The 21,482-nt window shown below is 69.5% G+C and carries 21 protein-coding genes; 9 read left to right on the top strand and 12 right to left on the bottom strand.

Annotated elements, in window-relative coordinates; translation table 11 throughout:
* Window positions 1-84 precede the first annotated feature (84 nt).
* On the top strand, window positions 85-384 hold the full coding sequence (gene rpsT, locus HPF_RS07085) for a 30S ribosomal protein S20 (RefSeq protein ID WP_133156158.1): 300 nt from the start codon (window positions 85-87) through the stop codon (window positions 382-384).
* A 248-nt stretch (window positions 385-632) separates the two neighbouring features.
* On the opposite strand, the gene HPF_RS07080 is transcribed toward rpsT, so the two are convergent.
* Both HPF_RS07080 and HPF_RS07075 read right to left on the bottom strand, forming a co-directional pair.
* A complete protein-coding gene (locus tag HPF_RS07080) occupies window positions 633-1,460 on the bottom strand; it encodes a TIGR00266 family protein (RefSeq protein ID WP_066149842.1) in 828 nt (275 codons plus the stop codon).
* A 69-nt stretch (window positions 1,461-1,529) separates the two neighbouring features.
* On the bottom strand, window positions 1,530-1,859 hold the full coding sequence (locus HPF_RS07075; RefSeq protein ID WP_079366988.1) for a DUF3579 domain-containing protein: 330 nt from the start codon (window positions 1,857-1,859) through the stop codon (window positions 1,530-1,532).
* Window positions 1,860-2,074: 215 nt separating this feature from the next.
* Between HPF_RS07075 and HPF_RS07070 the strand changes: the two genes are divergently transcribed.
* From HPF_RS07070 to HPF_RS07055, 4 genes are read left to right on the top strand one after another with little or no spacing between them, the layout of a single operon-like run.
* Window positions 2,075-3,280, top strand: a complete 1,206-nt coding sequence (locus HPF_RS07070; RefSeq protein ID WP_066149836.1) for an aspartate aminotransferase family protein — start codon at window positions 2,075-2,077, stop codon at window positions 3,278-3,280.
* Window positions 3,281-3,298: 18 nt separating this feature from the next.
* On the top strand, window positions 3,299-4,246 hold the full coding sequence (gene argF / locus HPF_RS07065; protein WP_133156157.1) for an ornithine carbamoyltransferase: 948 nt from the start codon (window positions 3,299-3,301) through the stop codon (window positions 4,244-4,246).
* Between the two features lie 8 nt (window positions 4,247-4,254).
* The gene (locus tag HPF_RS07060; protein WP_079366989.1) at window positions 4,255-4,575 is read left to right on the top strand and encodes a YkgJ family cysteine cluster protein; all 321 of its coding nucleotides are present in this window, start codon (window positions 4,255-4,257) and stop codon (window positions 4,573-4,575) included.
* Between the two features lie 12 nt (window positions 4,576-4,587).
* A complete protein-coding gene (locus HPF_RS07055) occupies window positions 4,588-5,517 on the top strand; it encodes a class I SAM-dependent methyltransferase (protein ID WP_133156156.1) in 930 nt (309 codons plus the stop codon).
* 6 nt (window positions 5,518-5,523) lie between these two features.
* Here the strand turns inward: HPF_RS07055 and HPF_RS07050 are convergent, their stop codons facing one another.
* The 3 genes from HPF_RS07050 to HPF_RS07040 are packed head-to-tail and all read right to left on the bottom strand — an operon-like array spanning window position 5,524 to window position 7,885.
* Window positions 5,524-5,709, bottom strand: coding sequence for a hypothetical protein (locus HPF_RS07050; protein WP_066149821.1), 186 nt, complete (start codon window positions 5,707-5,709; stop codon window positions 5,524-5,526).
* Window positions 5,706-7,580, bottom strand: a complete 1,875-nt coding sequence (gene feoB / locus HPF_RS07045; RefSeq protein ID WP_066149819.1) for a ferrous iron transport protein B — start codon at window positions 7,578-7,580, stop codon at window positions 5,706-5,708. Before feoB ends, HPF_RS07050 begins: the two co-directional genes overlap by 4 nt.
* A complete protein-coding gene (locus HPF_RS07040; RefSeq protein WP_079367123.1) occupies window positions 7,577-7,885 on the bottom strand; it encodes a FeoA family protein in 309 nt (102 codons plus the stop codon). The genes feoB and HPF_RS07040 overlap by 4 nt, the downstream gene beginning before the upstream one ends.
* A 190-nt stretch (window positions 7,886-8,075) precedes the next feature.
* Between HPF_RS07040 and kynB the strand changes: the two genes are divergently transcribed.
* The 4 genes from kynB to HPF_RS07020 are packed head-to-tail and all read left to right on the top strand — an operon-like array spanning window position 8,076 to window position 12,004.
* Complete coding sequence (kynB, locus tag HPF_RS07035) at window positions 8,076-8,702, top strand: arylformamidase (protein ID WP_079366993.1); 627 nt, start codon at window positions 8,076-8,078, stop codon at window positions 8,700-8,702.
* A gap of 19 nt (window positions 8,703-8,721) precedes the next feature.
* Window positions 8,722-9,996 carry a kynureninase gene (kynU, locus tag HPF_RS07030; protein ID WP_133156154.1) on the top strand — a complete coding sequence of 425 codons (1,275 nt, stop codon included), beginning with the start codon at window positions 8,722-8,724 and terminating at the stop codon, window positions 9,994-9,996.
* A gap of 11 nt (window positions 9,997-10,007) precedes the next feature.
* Window positions 10,008-10,886: a tryptophan 2,3-dioxygenase gene (gene kynA, locus HPF_RS07025; protein WP_133156153.1), complete on the top strand. Its 879-nt coding sequence runs from the start codon at window positions 10,008-10,010 to the stop codon at window positions 10,884-10,886.
* Between the two features lie 26 nt (window positions 10,887-10,912).
* Window positions 10,913-12,004 (top strand): DNA glycosylase AlkZ-like family protein, encoded by a 1,092-nt coding sequence (locus tag HPF_RS07020; protein ID WP_133156152.1) that lies wholly within the window; start codon window positions 10,913-10,915, stop codon window positions 12,002-12,004.
* Here the strand turns inward: HPF_RS07020 and HPF_RS07015 are convergent.
* The 7 genes from HPF_RS07015 to HPF_RS06985 all read right to left on the bottom strand — a co-directional run bounded on the left by HPF_RS07015 (window position 11,991) and on the right by HPF_RS06985 (window position 21,411).
* The gene (locus HPF_RS07015; RefSeq protein WP_133156151.1) at window positions 11,991-12,974 is read right to left on the bottom strand and encodes a Bug family tripartite tricarboxylate transporter substrate binding protein; all 984 of its coding nucleotides are present in this window, start codon (window positions 12,972-12,974) and stop codon (window positions 11,991-11,993) included. The two genes, HPF_RS07020 and HPF_RS07015, sit on opposite strands and share 14 nt — an antisense overlap.
* 22 nt (window positions 12,975-12,996) lie before the next feature.
* Complete coding sequence (locus HPF_RS07010) at window positions 12,997-14,220, bottom strand: FAD-dependent monooxygenase (protein ID WP_079366997.1); 1,224 nt, start codon at window positions 14,218-14,220, stop codon at window positions 12,997-12,999.
* Window positions 14,221-14,388: 168 nt separating this feature from the next.
* Window positions 14,389-15,456 carry a VWA domain-containing protein gene (locus HPF_RS07005; protein ID WP_066149801.1) on the bottom strand — a complete coding sequence of 356 codons (1,068 nt, stop codon included), beginning with the start codon at window positions 15,454-15,456 and terminating at the stop codon, window positions 14,389-14,391.
* The gene (locus tag HPF_RS07000) at window positions 15,453-16,481 is read right to left on the bottom strand and encodes a DUF58 domain-containing protein (protein WP_133156150.1); all 1,029 of its coding nucleotides are present in this window, start codon (window positions 16,479-16,481) and stop codon (window positions 15,453-15,455) included. Before HPF_RS07000 ends, HPF_RS07005 begins: the two co-directional genes overlap by 4 nt.
* Window positions 16,482-16,494: 13 nt before the next feature.
* Entirely contained in the window at window positions 16,495-17,496 is a 1,002-nt protein-coding gene (locus HPF_RS06995; RefSeq protein WP_133156149.1) for an AAA family ATPase, read from the bottom strand.
* A gap of 16 nt (window positions 17,497-17,512) precedes the next feature.
* Window positions 17,513-18,445, bottom strand: a complete 933-nt coding sequence (locus HPF_RS06990; RefSeq protein WP_133156148.1) for a S1C family serine protease — start codon at window positions 18,443-18,445, stop codon at window positions 17,513-17,515.
* Window positions 18,446-18,510: 65 nt separating this feature from the next.
* Window positions 18,511-21,411 carry an aconitate hydratase gene (locus HPF_RS06985; RefSeq protein ID WP_243721699.1) on the bottom strand — a complete coding sequence of 967 codons (2,901 nt, stop codon included), beginning with the start codon at window positions 21,409-21,411 and terminating at the stop codon, window positions 18,511-18,513.
* Window positions 21,412-21,482: the final 71 nt, after the last annotated feature.

Raw genomic sequence — 21,482 nt, 5'->3', positions numbered from 1 at the left:
GGCCAGAACTGGCCTCACCTGGGGGTGCGTGATAGAATCGCGGGCTTTGCTGGCAACATCCCCAAACACTCAAAGGATATACACATGGCAACCAAGCCGAAGAAAAAGAACCCCCGTCTGGCGTCTGGCCGCAAGCGCGTCCGCCAGGACGTCAAACTGAACGCCGCCAACACCTCGCTGCGTTCCAAGTACCGCACCGCCGTCAAGAACGTCGAGAAGGCCATTCTGGCCGGCGACAAGACCAAGGCCGCCGAGCTGTTCGGCAAGATGCAGGCCGTGGTCGACAGCGTTGCCGACAAGGGCATCTTCCACAAGAACAAGGCCTCGCGCGACAAGAGCCGCCTGTCCGCCAAGGTCAAGGCCCTGGCCACCGCCGCCGCCTGATTCGGGCGACGTGCACCAGCCCGGACCGGTTCTCCGGTCCGCCGTTTGAAACGGTGCGCTGCCAGCAAAAAAAGAAAACCGCCCTCCGGGGCGGTTTTTCTTTGGGCGCTCGACAACCGACAGGAGAGGTTTCCGGCGCGCGTGACCGTCCCCCAGGGCACCCGTGGAACTGGCTTTGCCAGGCCACAGGGTGCGTCCCCCCGCGCAGCAGGGGGGAAACCGCGTCAGCGGCGCAGGGGGGACTTCATTCAGTCATCCCCGCCGATGAGCCCGCCCAGCAGGCCACCGCCCAGGATGCCCGCCGCCAGGCCGCCCTGCTCCCCGCCCGAGCCACCACCGCCCTGCGTGCGCGGCGCCGCCGCGAAGATGCGCGAGGCCAGGCGCGCAAACGGCAGCGACTGGATCCAGACCGTGCCCGGTCCGCGCAGGGTGGCAAAGAACAGGCCTTCGCCACCGAACAGCGCGGTTTTCACGCCACCCACGAACTGGATGTCGAAATCGATGCCCGTGGTGTAGGCCACCACGCAGCCGGTGTCGACCCGCAGCACCTCGCCCGGCGCCAGATCTCGCTTGAGCACCGTGCCGCCTGAGTGCACGAAGGCCAGACCGTCGCCTTCGAGCTTCTGCATGATGAACCCTTCACCGCCGAAGAAGCCGGTGCCCAGCTTGCGCTGGAAGGCGATGCCCAGGGACACGCCCTTGGCCGCGCAGAGGAAGGCGTCGCGCTGGCAGATCAGGGTGCCACCGATCTGGGACAGGTCGAAGGGAATGATCTTGCCGGTGTAGGGCGCCGCGAACCCCACCTTGCGCTTGCCGCTGCCCTGGTTGGTGTAGACCGTGGTGAACAGCGACTCGCCGGTGATCAGGCGCTTGCCCGCACCCAGCAGCTTGCCGAACAGACCGCCGGCGCCCGACCCGGCGGAGCCGTCACCGAAGACGGTGGTCATGCCGATGCCGTCCTCCATGTACATCATGCTGCCGGCCTCGCCGATTGCGGCCTCGCCCGGGTCCAGCTCGATCTCGACGAACTGCATGTCGTCGCCGTGCAGGTAGTAGTCAACAACGTCCATTGCCATGGGAACACGCTCCTGATTCGGTTGGGAAGAAATCCGGAGCGGGAGCATACCCGCGAAGAAACGCGGGCTTCAGCCCTTGGCGGGCGGCTCGGGCAGCAGGCAGCCTTCGACGACCTGCAGGTCGTTGTCCTTGGCGAAGTTCATGACGAAGTCCCAGGCCATGGGCTCGGCCTCGCGCAGGTCGGTGTGCACGATCACCACCTTGGTGCCGTTCATCACCGTCGGCACGCACCAGGGCGAGTAGGCGATGTGGCTGCCGATGCGGCCGGACGCACCACCCGGGCCGAACGGGCTCATCACGCCCGCCAGACGCTCCGCCCAGTCGCTGGGGCGAAACGTGCGCCCATCCCGGGTGATTCCCTGGATGAACACTTGTTTGGTGGTGGGGCGGTCGGCCATGGAATGGAATGCCGTTGCGGATGGCGGTATTCTATCTTATATAAGACTTGAGATCAGGGTTAACCCGGCCGACGGCGGCTGACGGTACTGTGCCGCATCTCTGTGATGCAGAACAAGCAAAGAAGATGCCGGTGCCTGCCCCTAAAATCGCCTTTCAACGGCTCAACCTGCGTTGAGCCGCTTCTTTTTCTGGCCCCTGCTTCCGGAGTTTCCTCATGAAAGCCGCCCCCATCGTTCCGTCTTCGCCCCATGTGATGAACACCTACGGCCGCCTGCCGATCGCGCTGACGCACGGCAAGGGATGCCGCGTCTGGGACGTCAACGGCAAGGAGTACCTGGACGCACTGGCCGGCATCGCGGTGAACACCCTTGGGCATGGCCACCCCAAACTGGTGAAAGCGCTGCAGCAGCAGGTGGCGGACATGATCCACTGCTGCAACTACTACCACGTGCCCGGCCAGGAAGAACTGGCCAAGCTGCTGGTGGAGCGTTCGGGCCTGACCAATGCCTTCTTCTGCTCCACCGGGCTGGAGGCCAACGAGGCTGCGCTCAAGCTGGCGCGCAAGTTCGGCCACGACAAAGGCATCGAGAAACCGCAGATCGTGGTCTACGAGAAGGCCTTCCACGGCCGCTCCATCGCCACCCTGTCGGCCACGGGCAACCCCAAGGTGCAGGCCGGCTTCGGCCCGCTGGTCGAAGGCTTCATCCGCGTGCCGGCCAACGACCTGGAGGCGCTGAAGAAAGCGACCCAGGGCAACCCGAACGTGGTCGCCGTGTTCTTCGAGACCATCCAGGGCGAAGGCGGCATCAACCCCATGCGCGCCGAGTACCTGCAGGGCGTGCGCGCGCTGTGCGACGCCAACGACTGGCTGATGATGATCGACGAGGTGCAGTGCGGCATGGGCCGCACCGGCAAGTGGTTTGCCCACCAGTGGGCCGGCATCAAGCCCGACGTGATGCCCCTGGCCAAGGGCCTGGGCTCGGGCGTGCCGATCGGTGCCGTCGTCGCCGGCCCCAAGGCCGCGAACATCTTCGGTCCGGGCAACCATGGCACCACCTTCGGTGGCAACCCGCTGTCCATGCGCGCGGGCATCGAGACCATCCGCATCATGGAAGAAGACGGCCTGCTGCAGAACGCCGCCAGGATGGGCACGCTGATCCAGACCAAACTGGTCACCGCCCTGATGGGCAAGAAGGGCGTGAAAGAGGTGCGCGGCCAAGGCCTGATGATCGGCATCGAGCTGGAGCAGCCCTGCGGCGTGATCACGCAGCGCGCGGCCGACGCCGGCCTGCTGCTGTCGGTCACGGCCGACAACGTGATCCGACTGGTGCCGCCGCTGATCATCAGCGGCGCCGAGGCCGACGAAATTGTCGCCCGCCTGCTGCCGATCATCGAGACCTTCCTGAAAGAACAGGGCTGACCGCCCGGAGCGCACCGCATGAGCATCCGCCACTACCTGCAGTTCAAGGACTTCAGCGCCGCCGAATACGGCTACCTGCTGCGCCGCGCCGCCTTCATCAAGGCCAAGTTCAAGGCCGTGGAGAAGTACCAGCCCTTCGCCGACCCGGACCGCACCCTGGCCATGATCTTCGAGAAGGCCAGCACGCGCACCCGCGTGAGCTTCGAGGCCGGCATGTACCAGATGGGCGGCTCGGTGGTGCACCTGACCACCGGCGACAGCCAGCTCGGCCGCGCCGAGCCGATTGAAGACAGCGCGCGCGTGATCAGCCGCATGGTCGACATCGTGATGATCCGCACCTTCGGCCAGGACAAGCTGGAGAAGTTCGCGCAGTTCTCGCGCGTGCCGGTCATCAACGGACTGACCAATGAGTTCCATCCCTGCCAGATCCTGGCCGACCTGTTCACGCTGACCGAGTACCGCCCGGCCCCCAGCGGCGACCCGCTGGACGCCGTCCGCGGCAAGGTGGTGGCCTGGGTGGGCGACGGCAACAACATGGCCAACACCTGGCTGCAGGCGGCCGAGCTGCTGGGCTTCACGGTGCACGTGAGCACGCCCAGCGGCTACGAGGTGGACGCGAAGCTGGCCGGCATCAGCAACCCGGCCTGCTACAAGGTGTTCAAGGACCCGAAGGAAGCCTGCCAGGGCGCCGACCTGGTGACCACCGACGTGTGGACCAGCATGGGCTACGAGGCCGAGAACGAGGTGCGCCGTGCCGCCTTCAAGCAGTGGTGCGTGGACGAGGCCATGATGGCCGTGGCCCAGCCCGACGCGCTGTTCATGCACTGCCTGCCCGCCCACCGCGGCGAGGAAGTGACCGCCGAGGTCATCGACGGCCCGCAGAGCGTGGTCTGGGACGAGGCCGAGAACCGCATGCACGTGCAGAAGGCGCTGATGGAATACCTGCTGCTGGGCCACCTGGCCTGAGCCGCCCCGTGAGCGCCTGCACGACCTGCGGCGCCTGCTGCGCCAGCTTCCGCGTGGACTTCTCGGTGTTCGAGACGCAATCCGAAGGCGGCAGCGTGCCCGATGGCCTGTGGGTGCCGGTGACCGACGGCATCAGCCGCATGCGCGGCACCGACCACGGCCGCCCGCGCTGCGCGGCGCTGTACGGCCCCGTGGGCCAGAAGGCGACCTGCGGCATCTACGAATGGCGACCCAGCCCCTGCCGCGAGTTCGAGGAAGGCAGCGACGCCTGTGCGTCGGCGCGCCGCCGCCACGGCCTGCCTGCCCTGGGCGATGGCCGGTCTCTCTGAACACGCGCCCCAATGCAAGCCCTGCTCGACGCCATCGCCCGCGCCACACCGGGCTCCGACGCGCAACGCCTGTTCCATGGCCGCGGCGGCCTGCACCCCGGCTGCGAAGACTGGGCACTGGACTGGTACCCGCCCGTGTGGGTGCTCACCAAGTTCGGCGAGGCCACCGACGACGAGACCCGTGCCGTGGGTGAGGCCCTGGCGGCCCGGCAGGCGCAGATCGCGCCCGGCCAGCCGCTGAACTGGGTGTTCCAGCGCCGCCAGCCCGATGGGCCGGTCAGCCGCCCCGTCACCGACGTGATGGCCGGCGGCGTGCCCGATCCGCATGTGGTGACCGAAGACGGTGCGCGCTACCGCGTGCAGGTTCAGCGCGGCCAGAACCACGGCCTGTTCCTCGACATGGCCGAAGGCCGGCGCTGGGTGCGCGCCCACGCGAACGGCGCCAAGGTGCTCAACCTGTTCGCCTACACCTGCGCCTTTTCGGTGGCCGCACTGCAGGGCGGTGCGAAGGAAGTGGTCAACCTCGACATGGCGCAGGGTGCGCTGACCACCGGCCAGCAGAACCACCAGCTCAACGGCATGCACGGCCGCGCGAAGTTCCTGGCGCACGACCTGTTCAGCTCCTGGGGCAAGGTCACGCGAATGGGGCCATACGACCTGGTGGTCGCCGACCCACCGAGCTATCAGAAGGGCAGCTTCGTGGCGACCAAGGACTGGCCGCGCCTGCTGCGCCGCCTGCCCGACCTGCTCAAGCCCGGCGGCCGCGCCCTGCTTTGCCTGAACGCGCCGGAGATTCCCGAGCAGTTCCTGCGCGACCAGCTGGCCGCCGAAGCGCCGGTACTGGTGATCGAGCAGCGCCTGCCCAACCCCGCCGCCTTCGCCGACGTGTCGCCCGACCGCGCGCTGAAGGTGCTGGTGGTGCGGCTGCCGGCGCTGGCCTGACCGGCTTCAGTGGCAGCCGCCCGAGCGGCCGCTGCAGCCCTTGCAGGCCCCGCAGGCCGACGGTGGTGGGGTCTCGGCCTCCGCCGGGTTGCGCAGCGGCGACCCGGACCGCACGCGGCGCCACCACGGCCGCAGCAGGTAGACCAGCGCGCCGCCCACGCACAGCAGCACGATCAGAAACTGGATGTTCATGAACCGCTCCAGGCCAGCACCAGCCGGTAGGTGAACCACGAGGCCACCCAGGCCAGGGCGAACAGGTAGACCGTGACGATGGCCGCGTGGCGCCAACCCCCCGCCTCGCGCCGGATCGCCGCCAGCGTGGCCACGCACTGCGGCGCGTAGACGAACCACACCAGCAGCGACAGCGCCGTGGCCAGTGACCACTGGCTGCCGATCAGGCCACCGAGTGCGTCGGCCACCTGGTCGCCGCTGGCGCTCAGCGCGTACACCGTGCCCAGCGCCGCAACCACGACCTCGCGCGCGGCCATGGCCGGGATCAGCGCCACCACGATGCGCCAGTCGAAACCCAGCGGCGCGAACAGCGGCGCCAGCAACAGGCCCAGGCGGCCGGCGAAGCTGGCTTCGACCGGCGCGCCGGTGAATCCCTCCGGCGGCGCCGGGTAGCTGGAGAGGAACCACAGCAGCACCATCAGCGCCAGGATGATCCCGCCCACGCGCCGGATGAAGATCAGCGCGCGCTCCCACAGGCCGCGCGCGATGTTGCGCACGCTGGGCCAGCGGTAGGCCGGCAGCTCCATCAGCAGCGGCGTCGACCGGCGGCCGGCGCCGCGGCGCGAGACGATGAAAGCCACCGCCATCGCGCTGGCGATGCCCAGCGCGTACAGCCCGAACAGCACCAGACCCTGCAGGTTGAACAGGCCGGCCACGCTGCGCTGAGGCACGAAGGCGCCGATCAGCAGCGCGTACACCGGCAGCCGCGCCGAGCAGGTCATCAGCGGCGCCACCAGGATGGTGAGCCAGCGGTCGCGCCAGTGGCTGATGGTGCGCGTGGCCATGATGCCGGGCACCGCGCAGGCGAAGCTGGACAGCAGCGGAATGAACGAGCGGCCCGAGAGCCCCACGCTGCCCATCAGCCGGTCCATGAGGAAAGCCGCGCGCGGCAGGTAGCCCGAGTCTTCGAGCAGGAAGATGAACAGGAACAGCACCAGGATCTGCGGCAGGAACACCAGCACGCCACCCACGCCCGCGATCACGCCGTCCACCAGCAGGCTGCGCAACGGGCCTTCGGCCATGTGCGCAGCCACCTGTTCGCCCAGCCAGCCCATGCCCGCTTCGATCAGGTCCATGGGCCAGGCGGCCCAGGCGAACACCGCCTGGAACATCAGCAGCAACAGGCCCGCCAGCAGCACGTAGCCCCAGACCGGGTGCAGGGCCCAGCGGTCGATGCGGTCGTCGGCGGTCCAGCGGCGCGGCGGCTCGTCCAGCACCGCGGCCAGCAGGCTGCGCACGCGCAGGTTCAGCTGCCCGGGGTCGGTCGCCACGCCCAGGTCGCCGGGTGCTTGCGCTGGCGGCAGACCGGCCGCCATCAGTTCGTCGAGCTGGCGCAGCAGGGCCTGGGCACCGTCGCGCTGCACGCCCACGGCCGTGACCACCGGCAGGCCCAGTTCTTCGGCCAGGCGGGCGGTGTCGATGCGCAGCCCCCGCGCCTGCGCCACATCGGCCATGTTCAGCACCAGCACCATCGGCAGGCCCAGCGCCTGGGCTTCCAGCACCAGGCGCAGGTTCAGGCGCAGGTGGGTGGCGTCGACCACGCAGACCAGCAGGTCGGGCCGCGCCTCGCCGGGCAGGCGGCCGGTGACCACGTCGCGCGTGACCGACTCGTCCTGGCTCAGCGGCTCCAGGCTGTAGGTGCCCGGCAGGTCCAGCACCTGGGCCCGCCGGCCCTGCGGGGTTTCGAGCCAGCCCTGCTTGCGCTCGACCGTCACGCCGGCGTAGTTGGCGACCTTCTGGCGCGCACCGGTGAGCAGGTTGAACAGCGCGGTCTTGCCGCAGTTCGGGTTGCCCAGCAGCGCCAGGCGGGGCAGTGCCACAGCGCCGTTCATGCCGCCTCCCGCACGCGCAGCAGCGCCGCCTCGTGGGCCCGCAGCGCGAAGGTCGAGCCACCCACGCGCACGGCGATCGGCCCACCACGGCCGCCGGCGCGCGCCACGATTTCGACCACCTCGCCGGGCAGGAAGCCGATCTCGGCCAGGCGGTGCAGGGTCCGGCGAACCTCGGGGTCGTGCACCGTCGCAAAACCCTGCAGCAGCGCCGGGGTGCGCAGGGGCCAGGCGTCGAGGGTACGCGGCGCGGTGTCGCGGGCGTCCGGGCAGGCGCCGGTGCAGGAAGGGGACGGGGCAGTGGACATGGTGAAACCCGACATTGGAAGAAGAGATGTTTCCAATGTAATCAAACGAGAGTGGTTCTCATTTGCTTTTAATCAAAGTCTGGCCGATTTCTTTGCCCTGCATCCAATTTGCTTTAGGTTTAAATTATTTTCTGATCGTTGGGAATAACCGACACCACGGTTTTTTCGTGGGTGCTACCTTCCGCTAACCATGAAAAAGCTCTGGGACATTTCCCCTCCTGTGCATGCCGGATCGCCCGTGTTTCCGGGCGACACGGCCTATTCGCAACAGTGGGTGGCCCGCATCGGCCCCGGCTGCCCGGTCAACGTGAGTGCCATCACGCTGAGCCCGCACGTGGGCGCCCACGCCGACGCGCCGCTGCACTACGACCCCGAGGGCGCGGCCATCGGCGCTGTGGACCTGCAGGCCTTCATCGGCCCGTGCCGGGTGGTCCACGCCATCGGCTGCGGGCCGCTGGTGCGGCCGGAGCACATCGCGCACGCGATGGACGGCCTCCCGCCACGGGTGTTGGTCAGGGTCTACGAGCGCATGCCGCAGGACCGCTTCGATACCGCCCTGCCCGCCTTCGCACCCGAGACCGTGGCCCTGCTGGCCGACCGCGGCGTGGTGCTGATCGGCATCGACAGCGCCAGCATCGACCCGGCCGAGAGCAAGACCCTGGACAGCCACCAGACCATCCGCCGGCGCGGCCTGCGCGTGCTGGAGAACCTGCTGCTGGACGACGTGCCCGAGGGCGACTACGAGCTGATTGCCCTGCCCCTGAAGCTGACCACCGCCGACGCCAGCCCGGTGCGCGCGGTGTTGCGTGAACTGTGAACCCGAAGGAGACCCACCGATGACCACCAAAGAAGACTGCCTGCAGAGGGACATCCAGGACCCGCTGCGCGACCTGCGCGACGAGTTCAACCTGCCCGTCGACACCATTTACCTCGACGGCAACTCGCTGGGCGTGATGCCGCGGGCCGCCCCCGGCCGCGTGGCCCAGGTGGTGACGCAGGAATGGGGCACCGACCTGATTCAAAGCTGGAACAAGCACGGTTGGTTCCAGATGCCGGGCAAGGTGGGCGACAAGATTGCCCGACTGATCGGCGCCGGCCCGGGCGAGGTGGTGGCCACCGACAGCACCTCGGTCAACCTGTTCAAGGTGCTGAGCGCGGCCATGAACATCGCCGCCGCCGACGCACCCCAGCGCAAGCGCATCGTGAGCGAGCGCAGCAACTTCCCGACCGACCTCTACATCGCCGAGGCGCTGTGCAAGCAGCACGGCATGGAACTGGTGCTGGTCGAGCCCGAGGAGATTGCCGCCTCGCTGACCGCCGAGGTCGCCATCCTCATGCTCACGCACGTGAACTACCGCACCGGCGCCATGCACGACATGGCGACCGTGACGGCCGCCGCGCACGCCGAAGGCATCCTGACCGTGTGGGACCTGGCGCACAGCGCGGGCGCGGTGCCGGTGGACCTGAAAAAAGCCAAGGCCGACTTCTCGGTCGGCTGCGGCTACAAGTACCTCAACGGCGGGCCCGGCGCGCCGGCCTTCGTGTGGGTCAACCCGCTGCACGCCGACCGCTTCTGGCAGCCGCTGGCCGGCTGGTGGGGCCATGCCGCGCCCTTCGCCTTCACACCCGACTACCAGCCCGCACCCGGCATCACGCGCTACCAGTGCGGCACGCAGCCCATGATCAGCCTGGCCGCGCTGGAGTGCGGTGTGGACACCGTGCTGGGCGCCGAGCCCTTTGGCGGCATGGCCGCGCTGCGTGCCAAGTCGCTGGCGCTGACCGACCTCTTCATCCAGCTGGTGGAAGAGCGCTGCGCGGGCCACGGCCTGGGTCTGGCGACGCCACGGGAACACGCGCTGCGCGGTTCCCAGGTCTGTCTGACCCGAGACGAAGGGGCGTACGCCATCGTGCAGGCCCTGATCGCGCGCGGCGTGATCGGCGACTACCGCGCCGGCGACGGCGGGCGCCACAAGGACATCCTGCGATTCGGCTTCACGCCGCTGTACATCGGCTTTGTCGACGTGTGGAACGCGGTCGAGCACCTGAAGCAGGTGCTCGAATCGGGCGAGTGGAAGCGCCCCGAGTTCAACCAGAAACATGCGGTGACCTGAGAGGAGACGCCATGACCTGCCCCTACCACGACACCGGCGACAGCATGCCCGCCTCGGCCACCGAAGCCATCGTTCGCGACGAGAAGGCGCAGCTGGATTTCAGCCACGACATGAGCTACGGCGACTACCTGCAGCTCGACGCCATCCTGACAGCGCAGAAGCCGCTCTCGCCCGCCCACGACGAGATGCTGTTCATCGTGCAGCACCAGACCAGCGAGCTCTGGATGAAGCTCATGCTGCACGAGCTGACCGCGGCCATCCGCAACATCGCGGCCGACGAGCTGAACCCGGCGTTCAAGCAGATGGCACGCGTCTCGAAAATCATGGAACAGCTGGTGCACGCCTGGGACGTGCTGGCCACCATGACGCCGCCCGAGTACAGCGCGATCCGCCCCTACCTCGGCCACTCCAGCGGCTTCCAGAGCTTCCAGTACCGCTGCATCGAGTTCGCGATGGGCAACAAGAACGCGGCCATGCTCAAGCCGCACGCGCACCACCCGGAGCGCGCGGCCATGGTGCAGGCGGCCTACGAAGCGCCTTCGCTCTACGACGAGTGTCTGCGCCTGATGGCGCGCCGCGGCATCGCCGTGCCGGCCAGCCATCTGGAGCGCGACTGGACCCAGCCCTACGAGGCCAGCGAGGCGGTGGAGCAGGCCTGGCTGCAGGTCTACCGCAACCCGAAGCAGCACTGGGACCTCTACCAGCTGGGCGAAGAACTCACCGATCTGGAGGACGCCTTCCGCCTCTGGCGTTTCCGCCACGTCACCACGGTCGAGCGTGTGATTGGTTTCAAGCGCGGCACCGGCGGCACCGGCGGCGTGAGCTACCTGCGCAAGATGCTCGATGTCGTTCTTTTCCCCGAGATCTGGACCCTGCGCACCGCGCTCTGATCTCCCCCGCTCCGGCATGATGGCGCATGGCCGCCATCACCCTTGCCCACCTGCGCCGCCACGCCGTGGCGCGCAGCCTGTTCACACCCACCACCCTGCCCCGGGCCATCGCGCGCCTGGGGTTTGTGCAGGCCGACCCGATCCGTTCGCCCGCCCGCGCACAGGACCTGACGCTGCGCCACCGCGTCCAGGGCTACCGGGTGGGCGACCTGGAACGGCGTTACCCGAAGCTCGCGATCGAAGAGGACTTCTTCGTCAACTACGGCTTCGTCACACCCGAGCTGCACGCGCTCATGCACCCGCGCAGCGCGCTGCGCGAATGGCCCGCCGAACGCTGGGCGCAGGCCGAGGCGGTCTGGCACTTCGTGCACGCACGCGGCGAGGCCCACCCACGCGAGGTGGACGAGCACTTCGCCCACGGCCACACCACCAACGGCTTCGGTGGTCGGTCCAAGGCCAGCACCCAGCTGCTGGACGCGATGCATTACCGCGGCCTGCTGCGCGTGGCGCGGCGCGACAACGGCATCCGCCTCTACGCCGCCCACCAGCCGCAGACCGCGCCCGACAATGTGCCGGCCACGCTGGACCGGCTGGTAGACGTGCTGGTGAACAAGTACGCGCCCCTGCCCCAGCCCGGCCTGCGCCAGCTGGTGGCCATGCTGCAGCACGCCGTGCCGCAGTGGAAGGGCCTGTTGCGCGCGGCGCTGCAACGCGCCACCCAGCGCCTGCCGAGCGCCGAGCTGGACGGCGTGCGCTGGTTCTGGCCTGAGGGCGAAGACCCGGCCGCGCGCCGCTGGAAAGTGGAAGAGCGCGTACGCCTGCTCGCCCCCTTCGACCCCGTGGTCTGGGACCGCGGCCGCTTCGAGCGCCTCTGGGGCTGGGCCTACCGCTTCGAGGCCTACACCCCGCCCGCGAAGCGCGTGCGCGGCTACTACGCGCTGCCGCTGCTGTGGCGCGACGAAGTGATCGGCTGGGGCAACCTGTCGGTGGTGGGTGGGCGCCTGCAGCCCGACATCGGCCATGTCAACGGACAGGCGCCGAAAGACCAGGAGTTCCGGCAGGCGCTGGATGCCGAGCTGGCGGACATGGCCGCCTGTCTCGGCGTCAATTCGCCTTGATGTTGTTCTTCTGAATCACGTCGGCCATGGCCGCGGTGTCGGCGGCGATGCGCTTGGCCAGACCTTCCGGCGACGTGCCCGCCACCTGCCAGCCCTGGTTCAGGATTTTCTGGCGGATCTCGGGGCGGCGCACGATCTCGGCCAGCAGCGTGGCCAGCTTCTGCACATGGGTCTTGGGCATGCCCACCGGTGCGGCCACCGCGTTCCAGATCTCCAACTGCAGACCCTGCACACCCGCGTCGGCAAGGCTCGCCACCTCGGGCACCACGCTGCTGCGGCCCGTGGATGTGACGCCGACAGCCTGCAGCTTGCCGCCCTTGACCTGGGCCATCGCCAGTCCCGGTGGCAGCAGGGCCATCTGGACCTGGCCGCCGATCAGCCCGGTGATCACCTGCGGGTTGCCCGGGTAGGGCACATGCACCGGCGCAATGCCGGCCTTGGCCTTGAGCAGTTCCATGCCCAGGTGGGCCACCGTGCCCACGCCGGGGGTGCCGTAGTTGAGCTTGTCGCCCTGCGCCTTGGCCTGGTCGAAGAAGGCCTTGCCGACCGGTGCGCCTGCGGGCGCCGCCAGCACCAGCGGCGAGACCGCGATCAGCGAGACCGGCTGCAGGTCCTTGAGCGGGTCGTAGGTGGTGGCGGGGTTGAGGATCTTGGCGATGGTGAGGTTGCCGTTGATCATCAGCCCGATGGTGTGGTCGTCGGTGGCGCGGGCCACGGCGTCGGCACCGATGTTGCCGCCCGCGCCGGCCTTGTTCTCGACGATCACCGGCTGGCCCAGCGCCTGCGACAGCGGCTCGGCCAGCAGGCGCGCGGTCAGGTCGGGCGAGGATCCGGCCGGGAAACCGACCACCATCTTCAGCGGCTTGCTGGGCCAGGCGGTCTGGGCGAAGGTGGACGACGCACCGAGTGCAAAAAACATCCCTGCGGCGATGGTGGCGGCAATGGCTTGGCGGCGTGGCTGGCTGGGCATGGGTCGGCTCCTTGGAAAGTGATCAGGCCGCGAGGGGATCGGGCGGCCCGCTGTACAGCCAGGGATTGTCCATCAGCGATTCGCCCAGCACCGCCATGGCCGCATTGCGCGCCAGGCGCAGGGCCCCGCTGGCGTGGAAGATGGTGCCGTTGCGCTGCGAGCGGGCCTGCACGCGCGCGTTGCGCTGCCAGCGGGTCTGCGCGTAGCGCGCAAACAGCGTGGCCCAGTCGATGGGGCCCTGGGCCGCGCCGGCCAGGCGACCGAGCGTCCAGGCGTCTTCGATGGCCATGGCCGCTCCTTGCGCCAGGTAGGGCCGCAGCGGGTGGGCCGCATCGCCCAGCAGGGCCACGCGGCCGCGAGCGTGTTCGCCGGGTCCGGCCACCGGCGAGCGGTCGTTCAGCGCCCAGAGCTTCCACTCCCCCACCCGGTCGAGCATGGCCCTGAGGTCCGGGCAGACCGGCCCCAGCGCGCGCAACAGGTCGGCCTGCCGCGCCTGGTGGCTCCAGCTCTGGGGGTCGCTGCCGGGCGGGCCGCCGTGGCCGCGACCGAGCAGTCCCTCCACCACCGCAACCACGTTGAACCACTCACCGCGCCGCACCGGGTAGTGCACCACGTGCAGGCGGGGCCCAAGCCAGGCGGTGACCACCGGTGCTCGCATCACGTCCGGCAACTCGTTGGCCGCCACCATGCCGCGGTAGGCCAGGTGGCCGCTCACCCGCGCCGGCCGGTTGCCCAGCAGGCCGATGCGCACCCGGCTCCAGAGCCCGTCGGCCCCGACCAGGGCATCGGCCTCGTAGACGGCGTCGCTCTCGCAGGTCACGCGCAGGCCGTCGGCCGTCTCCTCGTACCCGGCCAGCCGGGTGTCCAGATGCAGCCGGATGCGGGGCTCGCGCTGCACCGCTTCGAGCAGCAGGCCGTGCAGGTCGGCGCGGTGGACGGTGGCGTAGGACGCGCCGTAGCGCGCCCGGCTGACGGCCCCCAGACGGAGGATGCCCAGCGAGGCCGCGTTGTGCGCGTCGCGCACCTGCAGCGACTCGGGGAAGGCTGCGCAGGCGCGCAGCGCACCGGACAGGCCCCAGGCCTCAAGCACCCGGACGGCGTTGGGACCAAGCTGCAGACCGGCCCCCACCTCACCGAACGCGGCGGCCTGCTCCAGCAGGTCCACCCCCACGCCAGCGCGCGACAGGGCCAGCGCACACGCCAGCCCACCGATGCCGCCACCGGCGACGACGACCTTTTGATTCATGGCGGCGATTGTGCCGGTGCGCCACCCGCCGGCGTTGACGAATGTCAGGGTTGTTTGCGACGGTCCGGCGCCGGGCCGCCCCAAGCCGGACCAGCCCCCGGACCCGGCAAGGACCGGGGCCCTCCCCGGTCCTGGGGCAGCGACCCGCGCAGCGACGGATCGTGGGGGCTACAGCACCCTGTTGAACCAGAACAGCGACAAGCCCGCAGACAACAGAACCAGCACCGCCGCCGCCAGCGCCAGCAGGCCCGAGACCTCGGTCTCCTTCTTCTCCACCGTCAGCCGCGTGCTCAGCGACTCGTACACCTGCTGGAGGTTCTCGGCCGTGCCGGCGTAGAAGTACTCGCCCTTGGTGTCGCGCGCCACCGCCTTGAGCGTGTCCTCGTCCAGCCGCACCCGCATCGACCAGCCCTCGAAACCAATCACCTCGCCGTCCACCGTGCCCACACCCACGGTGTAGACGCGCACGCCGCGGTCGGCCGCCATCTTGGCCGCCTCGTCCGTGTCGACACCGGTGGTGCGCTGGCCGTCGGTCAGCAGGATGATCGCGGCCGAACCGTAGGAGCCCGGCGGCACTGGCTCGAACGGCTTCTTCTCGGTCTGCGGCTGGTCGATGGCCCGGCCCTGCGGCGCGAACGGGTCGTTGCTGGCACGGCCGTAGGTCACACTGGCCAGATCGACTTCGCCCGGAAACAGCTCGGAGAGGGCGACCACGATGGCGCTGCCGATGGCCGTGGCGCGCTGCAGCTGGAACTTGTCGATGGCGACGTTCAGGTCTTCGCGGCTGAGCGTGACCGGCTGCACCACCTGGGCCGAGCCGGCAAAGGCCACGATGCCCACCTTCACATGCCGCGGCAGCTCCTTGAGGAAGGCCTTGGCCGCGTTCTGCGAGGCCACCAGGCGGTTGGGCTGCACGTCGGTGGCGCGCATGCTGCCCGAGACGTCCATGGCCAGGATGATGGTCTGCTGGGTCGAGGGCAGCGTGACGGTGGCCACCGGTCGCGCCGCGGCCAGCAGCATGGCGGCAAACGCCAGCAGCAGCAGCAGGGGCGGGATGTGGCGCCGCCATCCGGTTGTGCGGCCCATGGCTTCGCGCACGATAGACAGGCTGGCGTAGCGCAGCGCCACCTTCTTGCGGCGGCGCAGGATCCACCAGTACAGCAGCACCAGCAGGGGCAGCACGGCCAGCAGCCAGAGGAACTGCGGCCAGAGGAAGTTGACGGGCAGGTCCTTCATGCGGCGGCTCCGGAAAGCGTGGGCGCGAGGTGGGCGGGCCGGCCCTGCCACAGGCTGCTGCGGCGCTTGCGCAGGTCCACGAAACGCAGGATGGCGTCGGCCAGGTCGTCGCCGGTGGACAGCTCCAGCGTGTCCACGCCAGCGCGGCCCAGGCTCTCGCGCAGCGTGGCCTCGCGCTGCGCGGCCAGGCGGGCAAAGCGCTGGCGGAAGCCCTTGTCGGCGGTGTCCACCATCAGCTGCTCGCCGGTTTCGGCGTCGCGGATGGGGATCATGCCAAGGTCGGGCAGTTCCAGCTCCAGCGGGTCCAGCAGGCGCACCGCCACCACGTCGTGGCGCCGCGCCAGCTCACCCAGCGGCTTCTCCCAGCCGGGCTCGCTGATGAAGTCGGACACCACGAACACCGTGGAGCGCTGGCGCACGCTGAGCGTCGCGGCGTGCAGCAGGTCGGCCAGGCGGGTGGCACCCGCTTCCTTCGTGCCACGCGGGGACGGCGCCGAGGCATCGGCGCCGATGAGCTGCAAGAGCCGCAAGACCTGCAGGCGCCCGCCGCGCGCGGGCAGCACGGTGTCGACCGCGGCACCACCGCGCGCGCCATAGAGCATCGCGCCGACGCGGTTGCCGTGGCGGCTGATCAGGCGCGCCAGCACGCCGACAAAGCCCTGCAGCAGCTCACGCTTGCGCTGCTCGCCCGAGCCGAAATCGACCGAGGGGCTGAGGTCCAGCAGGAACCAGGCCGCCATCTCGCGGTCTTCGGTGAACACGCGCACGTGCGGCGTCTGCAGCCGCGCGGTGACGTTCCAGTCGATGTGGCGCACGTCGTCGTGGTGCTGGTATTCGCGCAGGTCCGCCAGGTCCAGCCCGGTGCCGCGCATCAGCGTGCGGTGGTCGCCCTGCAGCAGGCCGTCGAGCCGTTTCAGGACCGTCCATTCCAGACGCCGCAGCAAGGCCTCCGTGCGCCCGCCGTCGCCCACCGGCAGATCGGCCGGTGGCGGTGGCGCCTTTCGCTTGAACAGGCTCAGCAGCATGGCGGTGCTCCGGTCAGGCCACCTTGCGCTCATACTCCAGCGGCTTGGCCGGGGCCGGCACCGCCTTCATGATGCGCTCGATCAGGGCGTCGCTGCTCAGCCCTTCGGACAGGCCTTCGTAGGACAGCACCACGCGGTGGCGCAGCACATCGGGCACCAAGGCCACCATGTCCTCGGGCAGCGCGTAGCTGCGGCCGCGCAGCAGGGCCAGCGCCCGCGCGCCCTCGACCAGGCCGATGGTGGCACGCGGACTGGCGCCGTAGGTGATCAGTCGGCCCACGTCCTTGAGCCCGTGCCTCTCGGGCGTGCGTGTGGCCGACACCAGCTTCACCGCGTACTGCACCAGTGAAGGATCGACATACACCTCGCGGCACTGGGCCTGCAGCGCCGCCAGCTGGTCGGTGGTGGCCACGGCGTTGACCTGCACCGCCGGGCCGGTGACGCGCTCGACGATGACGTATTCCTCCTCGTCGGTCGGGTAGTCCACCAGCACCTTCATCATGAAGCGGTCCACCTGCGCCTCGGGCAGCGGGTAGGTGCCTTCGGTCTCGATCGGGTTCTGCGTCGCCATCACCAGGAAAGGCTCGGGCACACGGTGCGTCTCGCCGGCGATGGTCACCTGCCGCTCCTGCATCACCTCCAGCAGCGCGCTCTGCACCTTGGCCGGCGCGCGGTTGATCTCGTCGGCCAGCAGCAGGTTGGCGAACACCGGGCCGAGCGCGGTGGAGAAGTCGCCCGTCTTCTGGTTGTAGATGCGCGTGCCCACCAGGTCGGCGGGCACCAGATCGGGCGTGAACTGGATGCGCTTGAAGCGGCCCTGCACAACGTTCGCCAGGGTCTTGACCGTCAGTGTCTTGGCCAGGCCGGGCACGCCCTCGACCAGCAGGTGCCCCTGCGCCAGCAACGCAACCATGACGCGCTCCAGGAACCGGTCCTGCCCGACCACCACGCGCTTGACCTCGTAGAGGATCTGCTCCATGAGCTGGGCGGTGTCGGGGCTGGTGTGGTCGCTCATGAAACGCTCCTTGGTGTCAGAAGGGAGGAAGTCCGGCGGCGGAGGCCGCGCTCTCGATGGGCACAGCAAAACCGATGCCCAGGAAGGTCCGGGCGCGGGTCGGGTTGAGGATGCCGGTGACCACACCGACCACCTCGCCATCCATGGTGACCAGCGGTCCGCCGGAGTTGCCGGGGTTGGCGGCGGCGTCGAACTGGATCAGGTTGTCAATCTCCTGCGTGCCCTCGGGCGACTTGAAGGAGCGGCCCAGGCCGGAGATCACGCCGGCCGAGGTCGAGGGGCCGATGCCGAAGGGGAAGCCCACCGCCACCACCTCATCGCCGGGCACCAGGTCCGCGGTGGTGCGCAGCGTGGCCGCGCGCAGGTCGTCGGGAATGGTGTGGGCCTGCAGCACGGCCAGGTCGTGCTGGGCCTGAATGCCCGCCACACTGGCCCGGGACTCGCTGCCGTCGGCGAAGGTCAGCTTGATGCCCTGGGCGGACTGCACCACATGCAGATTGGTCAGGATGATGCCCTCGTCCTGGATCACCACCCCGGTGCCCACGCCCTGCTCCACTTCCTCGCCCTTCTTGTCCTTGTCGTAAGCCACCACACGCACCACGGCGGGGCGGATCTTCTCGGCGGCGCGCGCGGCGCGCGAGGGCAGGTTCTGGGTGGTGAGGGTGCGCAGGACGGCGGCGTCGATGTCCTTCTGTGTCAGGGCCCTGGGCGCCTTCGCGGACTGCTGCCACCAGAGACCGCCCAGCAGTGCCAGCACCAGCAGCCAAGCACTCCAGATCACGCGGTGGTCCCGGCCGGCGCCGGCCAGCCGCTGGCGCCAGTGCGGCCGGGGCGCTGCGGGTGCCGGTGCCGGTGGCGCCTCGCCCTGGACCACATCGCTCTTCACCCGCGCCGCCTCCGGCGCTGGGCCGGGGCGGGCCGATCGGCTGTAGAGCGGGGTCTGGCGCATGGCGGACTCCTGATGCGCCCGGCGCGGGCGCGTTGAACGGATGATGCCGGTTTGCGGCGCCGGGCTCAAGCGCCCAGCAACTGCCTCAACACGTAGGGGAGGATTCCGCCGGCCCGGAATTGGTTCACTTCCACCGGCGTGTCGATGCGCAGCACCAGCGGACGGGTCAGGCGCGTGCCATCGGCGCGGGTCACCACCAGGGTGGCTTCGCTCAGCGGCCGCAGGTCGGGCCGGGGCAGCACGTCGATCTGCTCGTCACCGCGCAGGCCCAGCGACTCCCAGGAATCGCCCGGCGCAAACTGCAGCGGCAGCACGCCCATGCCCACCAGGTTGCTGCGGTGGATGCGCTCGAAGCTGCGCGCCACCACCGCCCGGATGCCCAGCAGCTGCGTGCCCTTGGCGGCCCAGTCGCGGCTCGACCCGGTGCCGTACTCCTCGCCCGCGAACACCACCGTCGGCACGCCGGCCGCGCGGTAGCGCATGGCCGCGTCGTAGATGCTCATCTTCTGGCCCTGGCCCGTGCCCTCGTGCTGGTAGAGCGTCCAGCCGCCCTCCTCGCGCGAGCCGTCGGGGCCAGCGGGCAGCATCAGGTTCTTGATGCGCACGTTGGCAAAGGTGCCGCGGATCATCACCTCGTGGTGGCCGCGCCGTGCGCCGTAGCTGTTGAAGTCGGCCTTCTGCACACCGTGGGCCAGCAGCCACTGGCCGGCCGGCGAGGCTTCGGCAATCGAGCCCGCGGGCGAGATGTGGTCGGTGGTGATCGAGTCGCCGAACAGCGCCATGATGCGCGCCGCGCGCACGCCGGGGTCGGTCTGTTCCGGCGCCTGCAGCGCGAAGCCGTCGAAGAACGGCGGCTCGGCGATGTAGGTGCTCTGGGGCCAGGTGTAGGCCAGCCCGTCCACGCCACGGATGCGCTCCCACAGCGGGCCCGGCTCGGTGGCAATGCGCTCGTAGTTCTCCCGGTAGGCCTTGCCGTGCATCGCGGCCTTCATCAGCGCATGCACCTCGTCGCTGGAGGGCCAGATGTCGCCCAGGTACACCGCCTGCCCCCGGGTGCCGAAGCCGACCGGTTCGGTCATCAGGTCTCGCAGCACGGTTCCGGCGATGGCATAGGCCACCACCAGCGGCGGGCTGGCCAGGAAGTTGGCCTTGAGCCGGGGATGGATGCGCGCCTCGAAATTGCGGTTGCCCGAGAGCACAGCCGCGCAGACCAGGTCGTTCCGGGCGATGGCCTCGCCGATGTCCGGCCGGAGGTCCCCTGCATTGCCGATGCAGGTGGTGCAGCCATAGCCGGCCAGGGCGAAACCCAGTTTCTCCAGGTACGGCAACAGGCCGGTTCGGGTCAGGTACTCGGTGACGACCCGCGAACCGGGCGCGAGCGAGGTCTTGATGTGCGGCTGCACCTTCAGCCCGGCCTCGACGGCCTTCTTCGCCAGCAGCCCGGCGGCCAGCATCACGCTGGGGTTGCTGGTGTTGGTGCAGCTGGTGATGGCGGCGATCAACACGTCGCCATTGCCGATGGTCAGCTTCTTCTGCGCCGCAGGCAGGGGCGGATCGGCCGGGGCGTGGGCGGTGGCGCGCGCGGGTCTGTTGGCCTCCATCTCGGCCACGAAGCGTGGTGCGCCAGGCGGGGTGGGCGTGGCCTTCTCGGGTGCCAGGGTGTCGGCCGGCTCACCCGGATCGGGCTGGTGCCGCGTGTGCAGCAGCGCCGCCGGCTGGTTGAAGCCGTTTTCGGCGGCGGGCCGGCTGAACAGGTCGGCGAACTGCCGGGCCACGTGGCCGAGTTCGATGCGGTCCTGCGGGCGCTTGGGACCGGCCAGGCTGGGCGTCACCTGCCCCAGGTCCAGCCGGACCACCTGCGAGTAGTGGATGTCGCCCGCCGCCTGCGAGGCCCCCGCGGCACCCGGTACTCCGAACAGGCCTTGGGCACGGAAGTAGGCCTCGAAGGCCTCGATCTCGACGCTGCCGCGGCCGGTGCCGCGAAAGTAGTCGATGGTCTTGCCGTCGACCGGGAAAAAGCCCATGGTCGCGCCGTACTCGGGCGCCATGTTGGCGATGGTCGCGCGGTCGGGCAGCGAGAGCGAGGCCGTGCCCTCACCGAAAAACTCGACGAACTTGCCCACCACCTTGTGCTTGCGCAGGATCTCGGTGACGGTGAGCACGAGGTCGGTGGCGGTGCAGCCCTCGCGCAGGCGACCGGTCAGCTCGAAGCCCACCACGTCGGGCGTGAGGAAGGCCACTGGCTGCCCCAGCATGGCGGCCTCGGCCTCGATGCCGCCCACGCCCCAGCCCACCACGCCGATGCCGTTGATCATCGTCGTGTGGCTGTCGGTGCCCACCAGGGTGTCGGGGTAGTAGAGCCCGCCCTTGAGGTGCACGCCGCGCGCCAGGTGTTCCAGGTTGACCTGGTGCACGATGCCGAAGCCCGGCGGCACCACGCCGAAGGTCTCGAAGGCCTGCATGCCCCACTTGAGGAACTGGTAGCGCTCCTTGTTGCGCTGGAATTCCAGCTTCATGTTCAGGTCCAGGGCGTTCTTCGTGCCGTAGTGGTCCACCATCACCGAATGGTCCACCACCAGGTCCACCGGCACCAGGGGTTCGATGCGCTTCGGATCGTGGCCCAGGCGCTGCGCGGTGCTGCGCATGGCGGCCAGGTCGGCCAGCAGCGGCACGCCGGTGAAGTCCTGCAGCACCACGCGCGCCACCATGAACGGGATCTCGTCGGTGCGGGGTGCGTCGGGCTGCCAGTTGGCCAGTTGCGCCACCTGCTCGGGCAGCACCTTCTCGCCGTCGCAGTGACGCAGCACGCTCTCCAGCACGATGCGCAGCGACACCGGCAGTCGGCTCACATTGGGGAACTGCTGCGCCAGGGCGGGCAGCGAATAGAAGCGCCCCGACTTGCCGGACGCAGTTCGAAAGGTTTTGACAGTGCTGGAAAACGGATGCTGGAAGCGGGTGTTCGGCACGGGGGCGTCTCCTTGGAATACGCGGCCCATTGTGGTCAGGGCGAATGCCTGTGCGGGGCGCGCGGGTATCC

It is taken from the genome of Hydrogenophaga pseudoflava (assembly GCF_004353865.1).
GTDB classification, from domain to species: Bacteria; Pseudomonadota; Gammaproteobacteria; order Burkholderiales; family Burkholderiaceae_C; genus Hydrogenophaga; species Hydrogenophaga pseudoflava.
This window is presented reverse-complemented; position numbering and strand designations above follow the sequence as displayed.

Coding starts and splice junctions, on each gene's coding strand:
- rpsT (WP_133156158.1), top strand. CDS start 85: ATGGCAACCAAGCCGAAGAAAAAGAACCCCCGTCTGGCGTCTGGCCGC.
- HPF_RS07080 (WP_066149842.1), bottom strand. CDS start 1,460: ATGGCAATGGACGTTGTTGACTACTACCTGCACGGCGACGACATGCAG.
- HPF_RS07075 (WP_079366988.1), bottom strand. CDS start 1,859: ATGGCCGACCGCCCCACCACCAAACAAGTGTTCATCCAGGGAATCACC.
- HPF_RS07070 (WP_066149836.1), top strand. CDS start 2,075: ATGAAAGCCGCCCCCATCGTTCCGTCTTCGCCCCATGTGATGAACACC.
- argF (WP_133156157.1), top strand. CDS start 3,299: ATGAGCATCCGCCACTACCTGCAGTTCAAGGACTTCAGCGCCGCCGAA.
- HPF_RS07055 (WP_133156156.1), top strand. CDS start 4,588: ATGCAAGCCCTGCTCGACGCCATCGCCCGCGCCACACCGGGCTCCGAC.
- HPF_RS07050 (WP_066149821.1), bottom strand. CDS start 5,709: ATGAACATCCAGTTTCTGATCGTGCTGCTGTGCGTGGGCGGCGCGCTG.
- feoB (WP_066149819.1), bottom strand. CDS start 7,580: ATGAACGGCGCTGTGGCACTGCCCCGCCTGGCGCTGCTGGGCAACCCG.
- HPF_RS07040 (WP_079367123.1), bottom strand. CDS start 7,885: ATGTCCACTGCCCCGTCCCCTTCCTGCACCGGCGCCTGCCCGGACGCC.
- kynB (WP_079366993.1), top strand. CDS start 8,076: ATGAAAAAGCTCTGGGACATTTCCCCTCCTGTGCATGCCGGATCGCCC.
- kynU (WP_133156154.1), top strand. CDS start 8,722: ATGACCACCAAAGAAGACTGCCTGCAGAGGGACATCCAGGACCCGCTG.
- kynA (WP_133156153.1), top strand. CDS start 10,008: ATGACCTGCCCCTACCACGACACCGGCGACAGCATGCCCGCCTCGGCC.
- HPF_RS07020 (WP_133156152.1), top strand. CDS start 10,913: ATGGCCGCCATCACCCTTGCCCACCTGCGCCGCCACGCCGTGGCGCGC.
- HPF_RS07015 (WP_133156151.1), bottom strand. CDS start 12,974: ATGCCCAGCCAGCCACGCCGCCAAGCCATTGCCGCCACCATCGCCGCA.
- HPF_RS07010 (WP_079366997.1), bottom strand. CDS start 14,220: ATGAATCAAAAGGTCGTCGTCGCCGGTGGCGGCATCGGTGGGCTGGCG.
- HPF_RS07005 (WP_066149801.1), bottom strand. CDS start 15,456: ATGAAGGACCTGCCCGTCAACTTCCTCTGGCCGCAGTTCCTCTGGCTG.
- HPF_RS07000 (WP_133156150.1), bottom strand. CDS start 16,481: ATGCTGCTGAGCCTGTTCAAGCGAAAGGCGCCACCGCCACCGGCCGAT.
- HPF_RS06995 (WP_133156149.1), bottom strand. CDS start 17,496: ATGAGCGACCACACCAGCCCCGACACCGCCCAGCTCATGGAGCAGATC.
- HPF_RS06990 (WP_133156148.1), bottom strand. CDS start 18,445: ATGCGCCAGACCCCGCTCTACAGCCGATCGGCCCGCCCCGGCCCAGCG.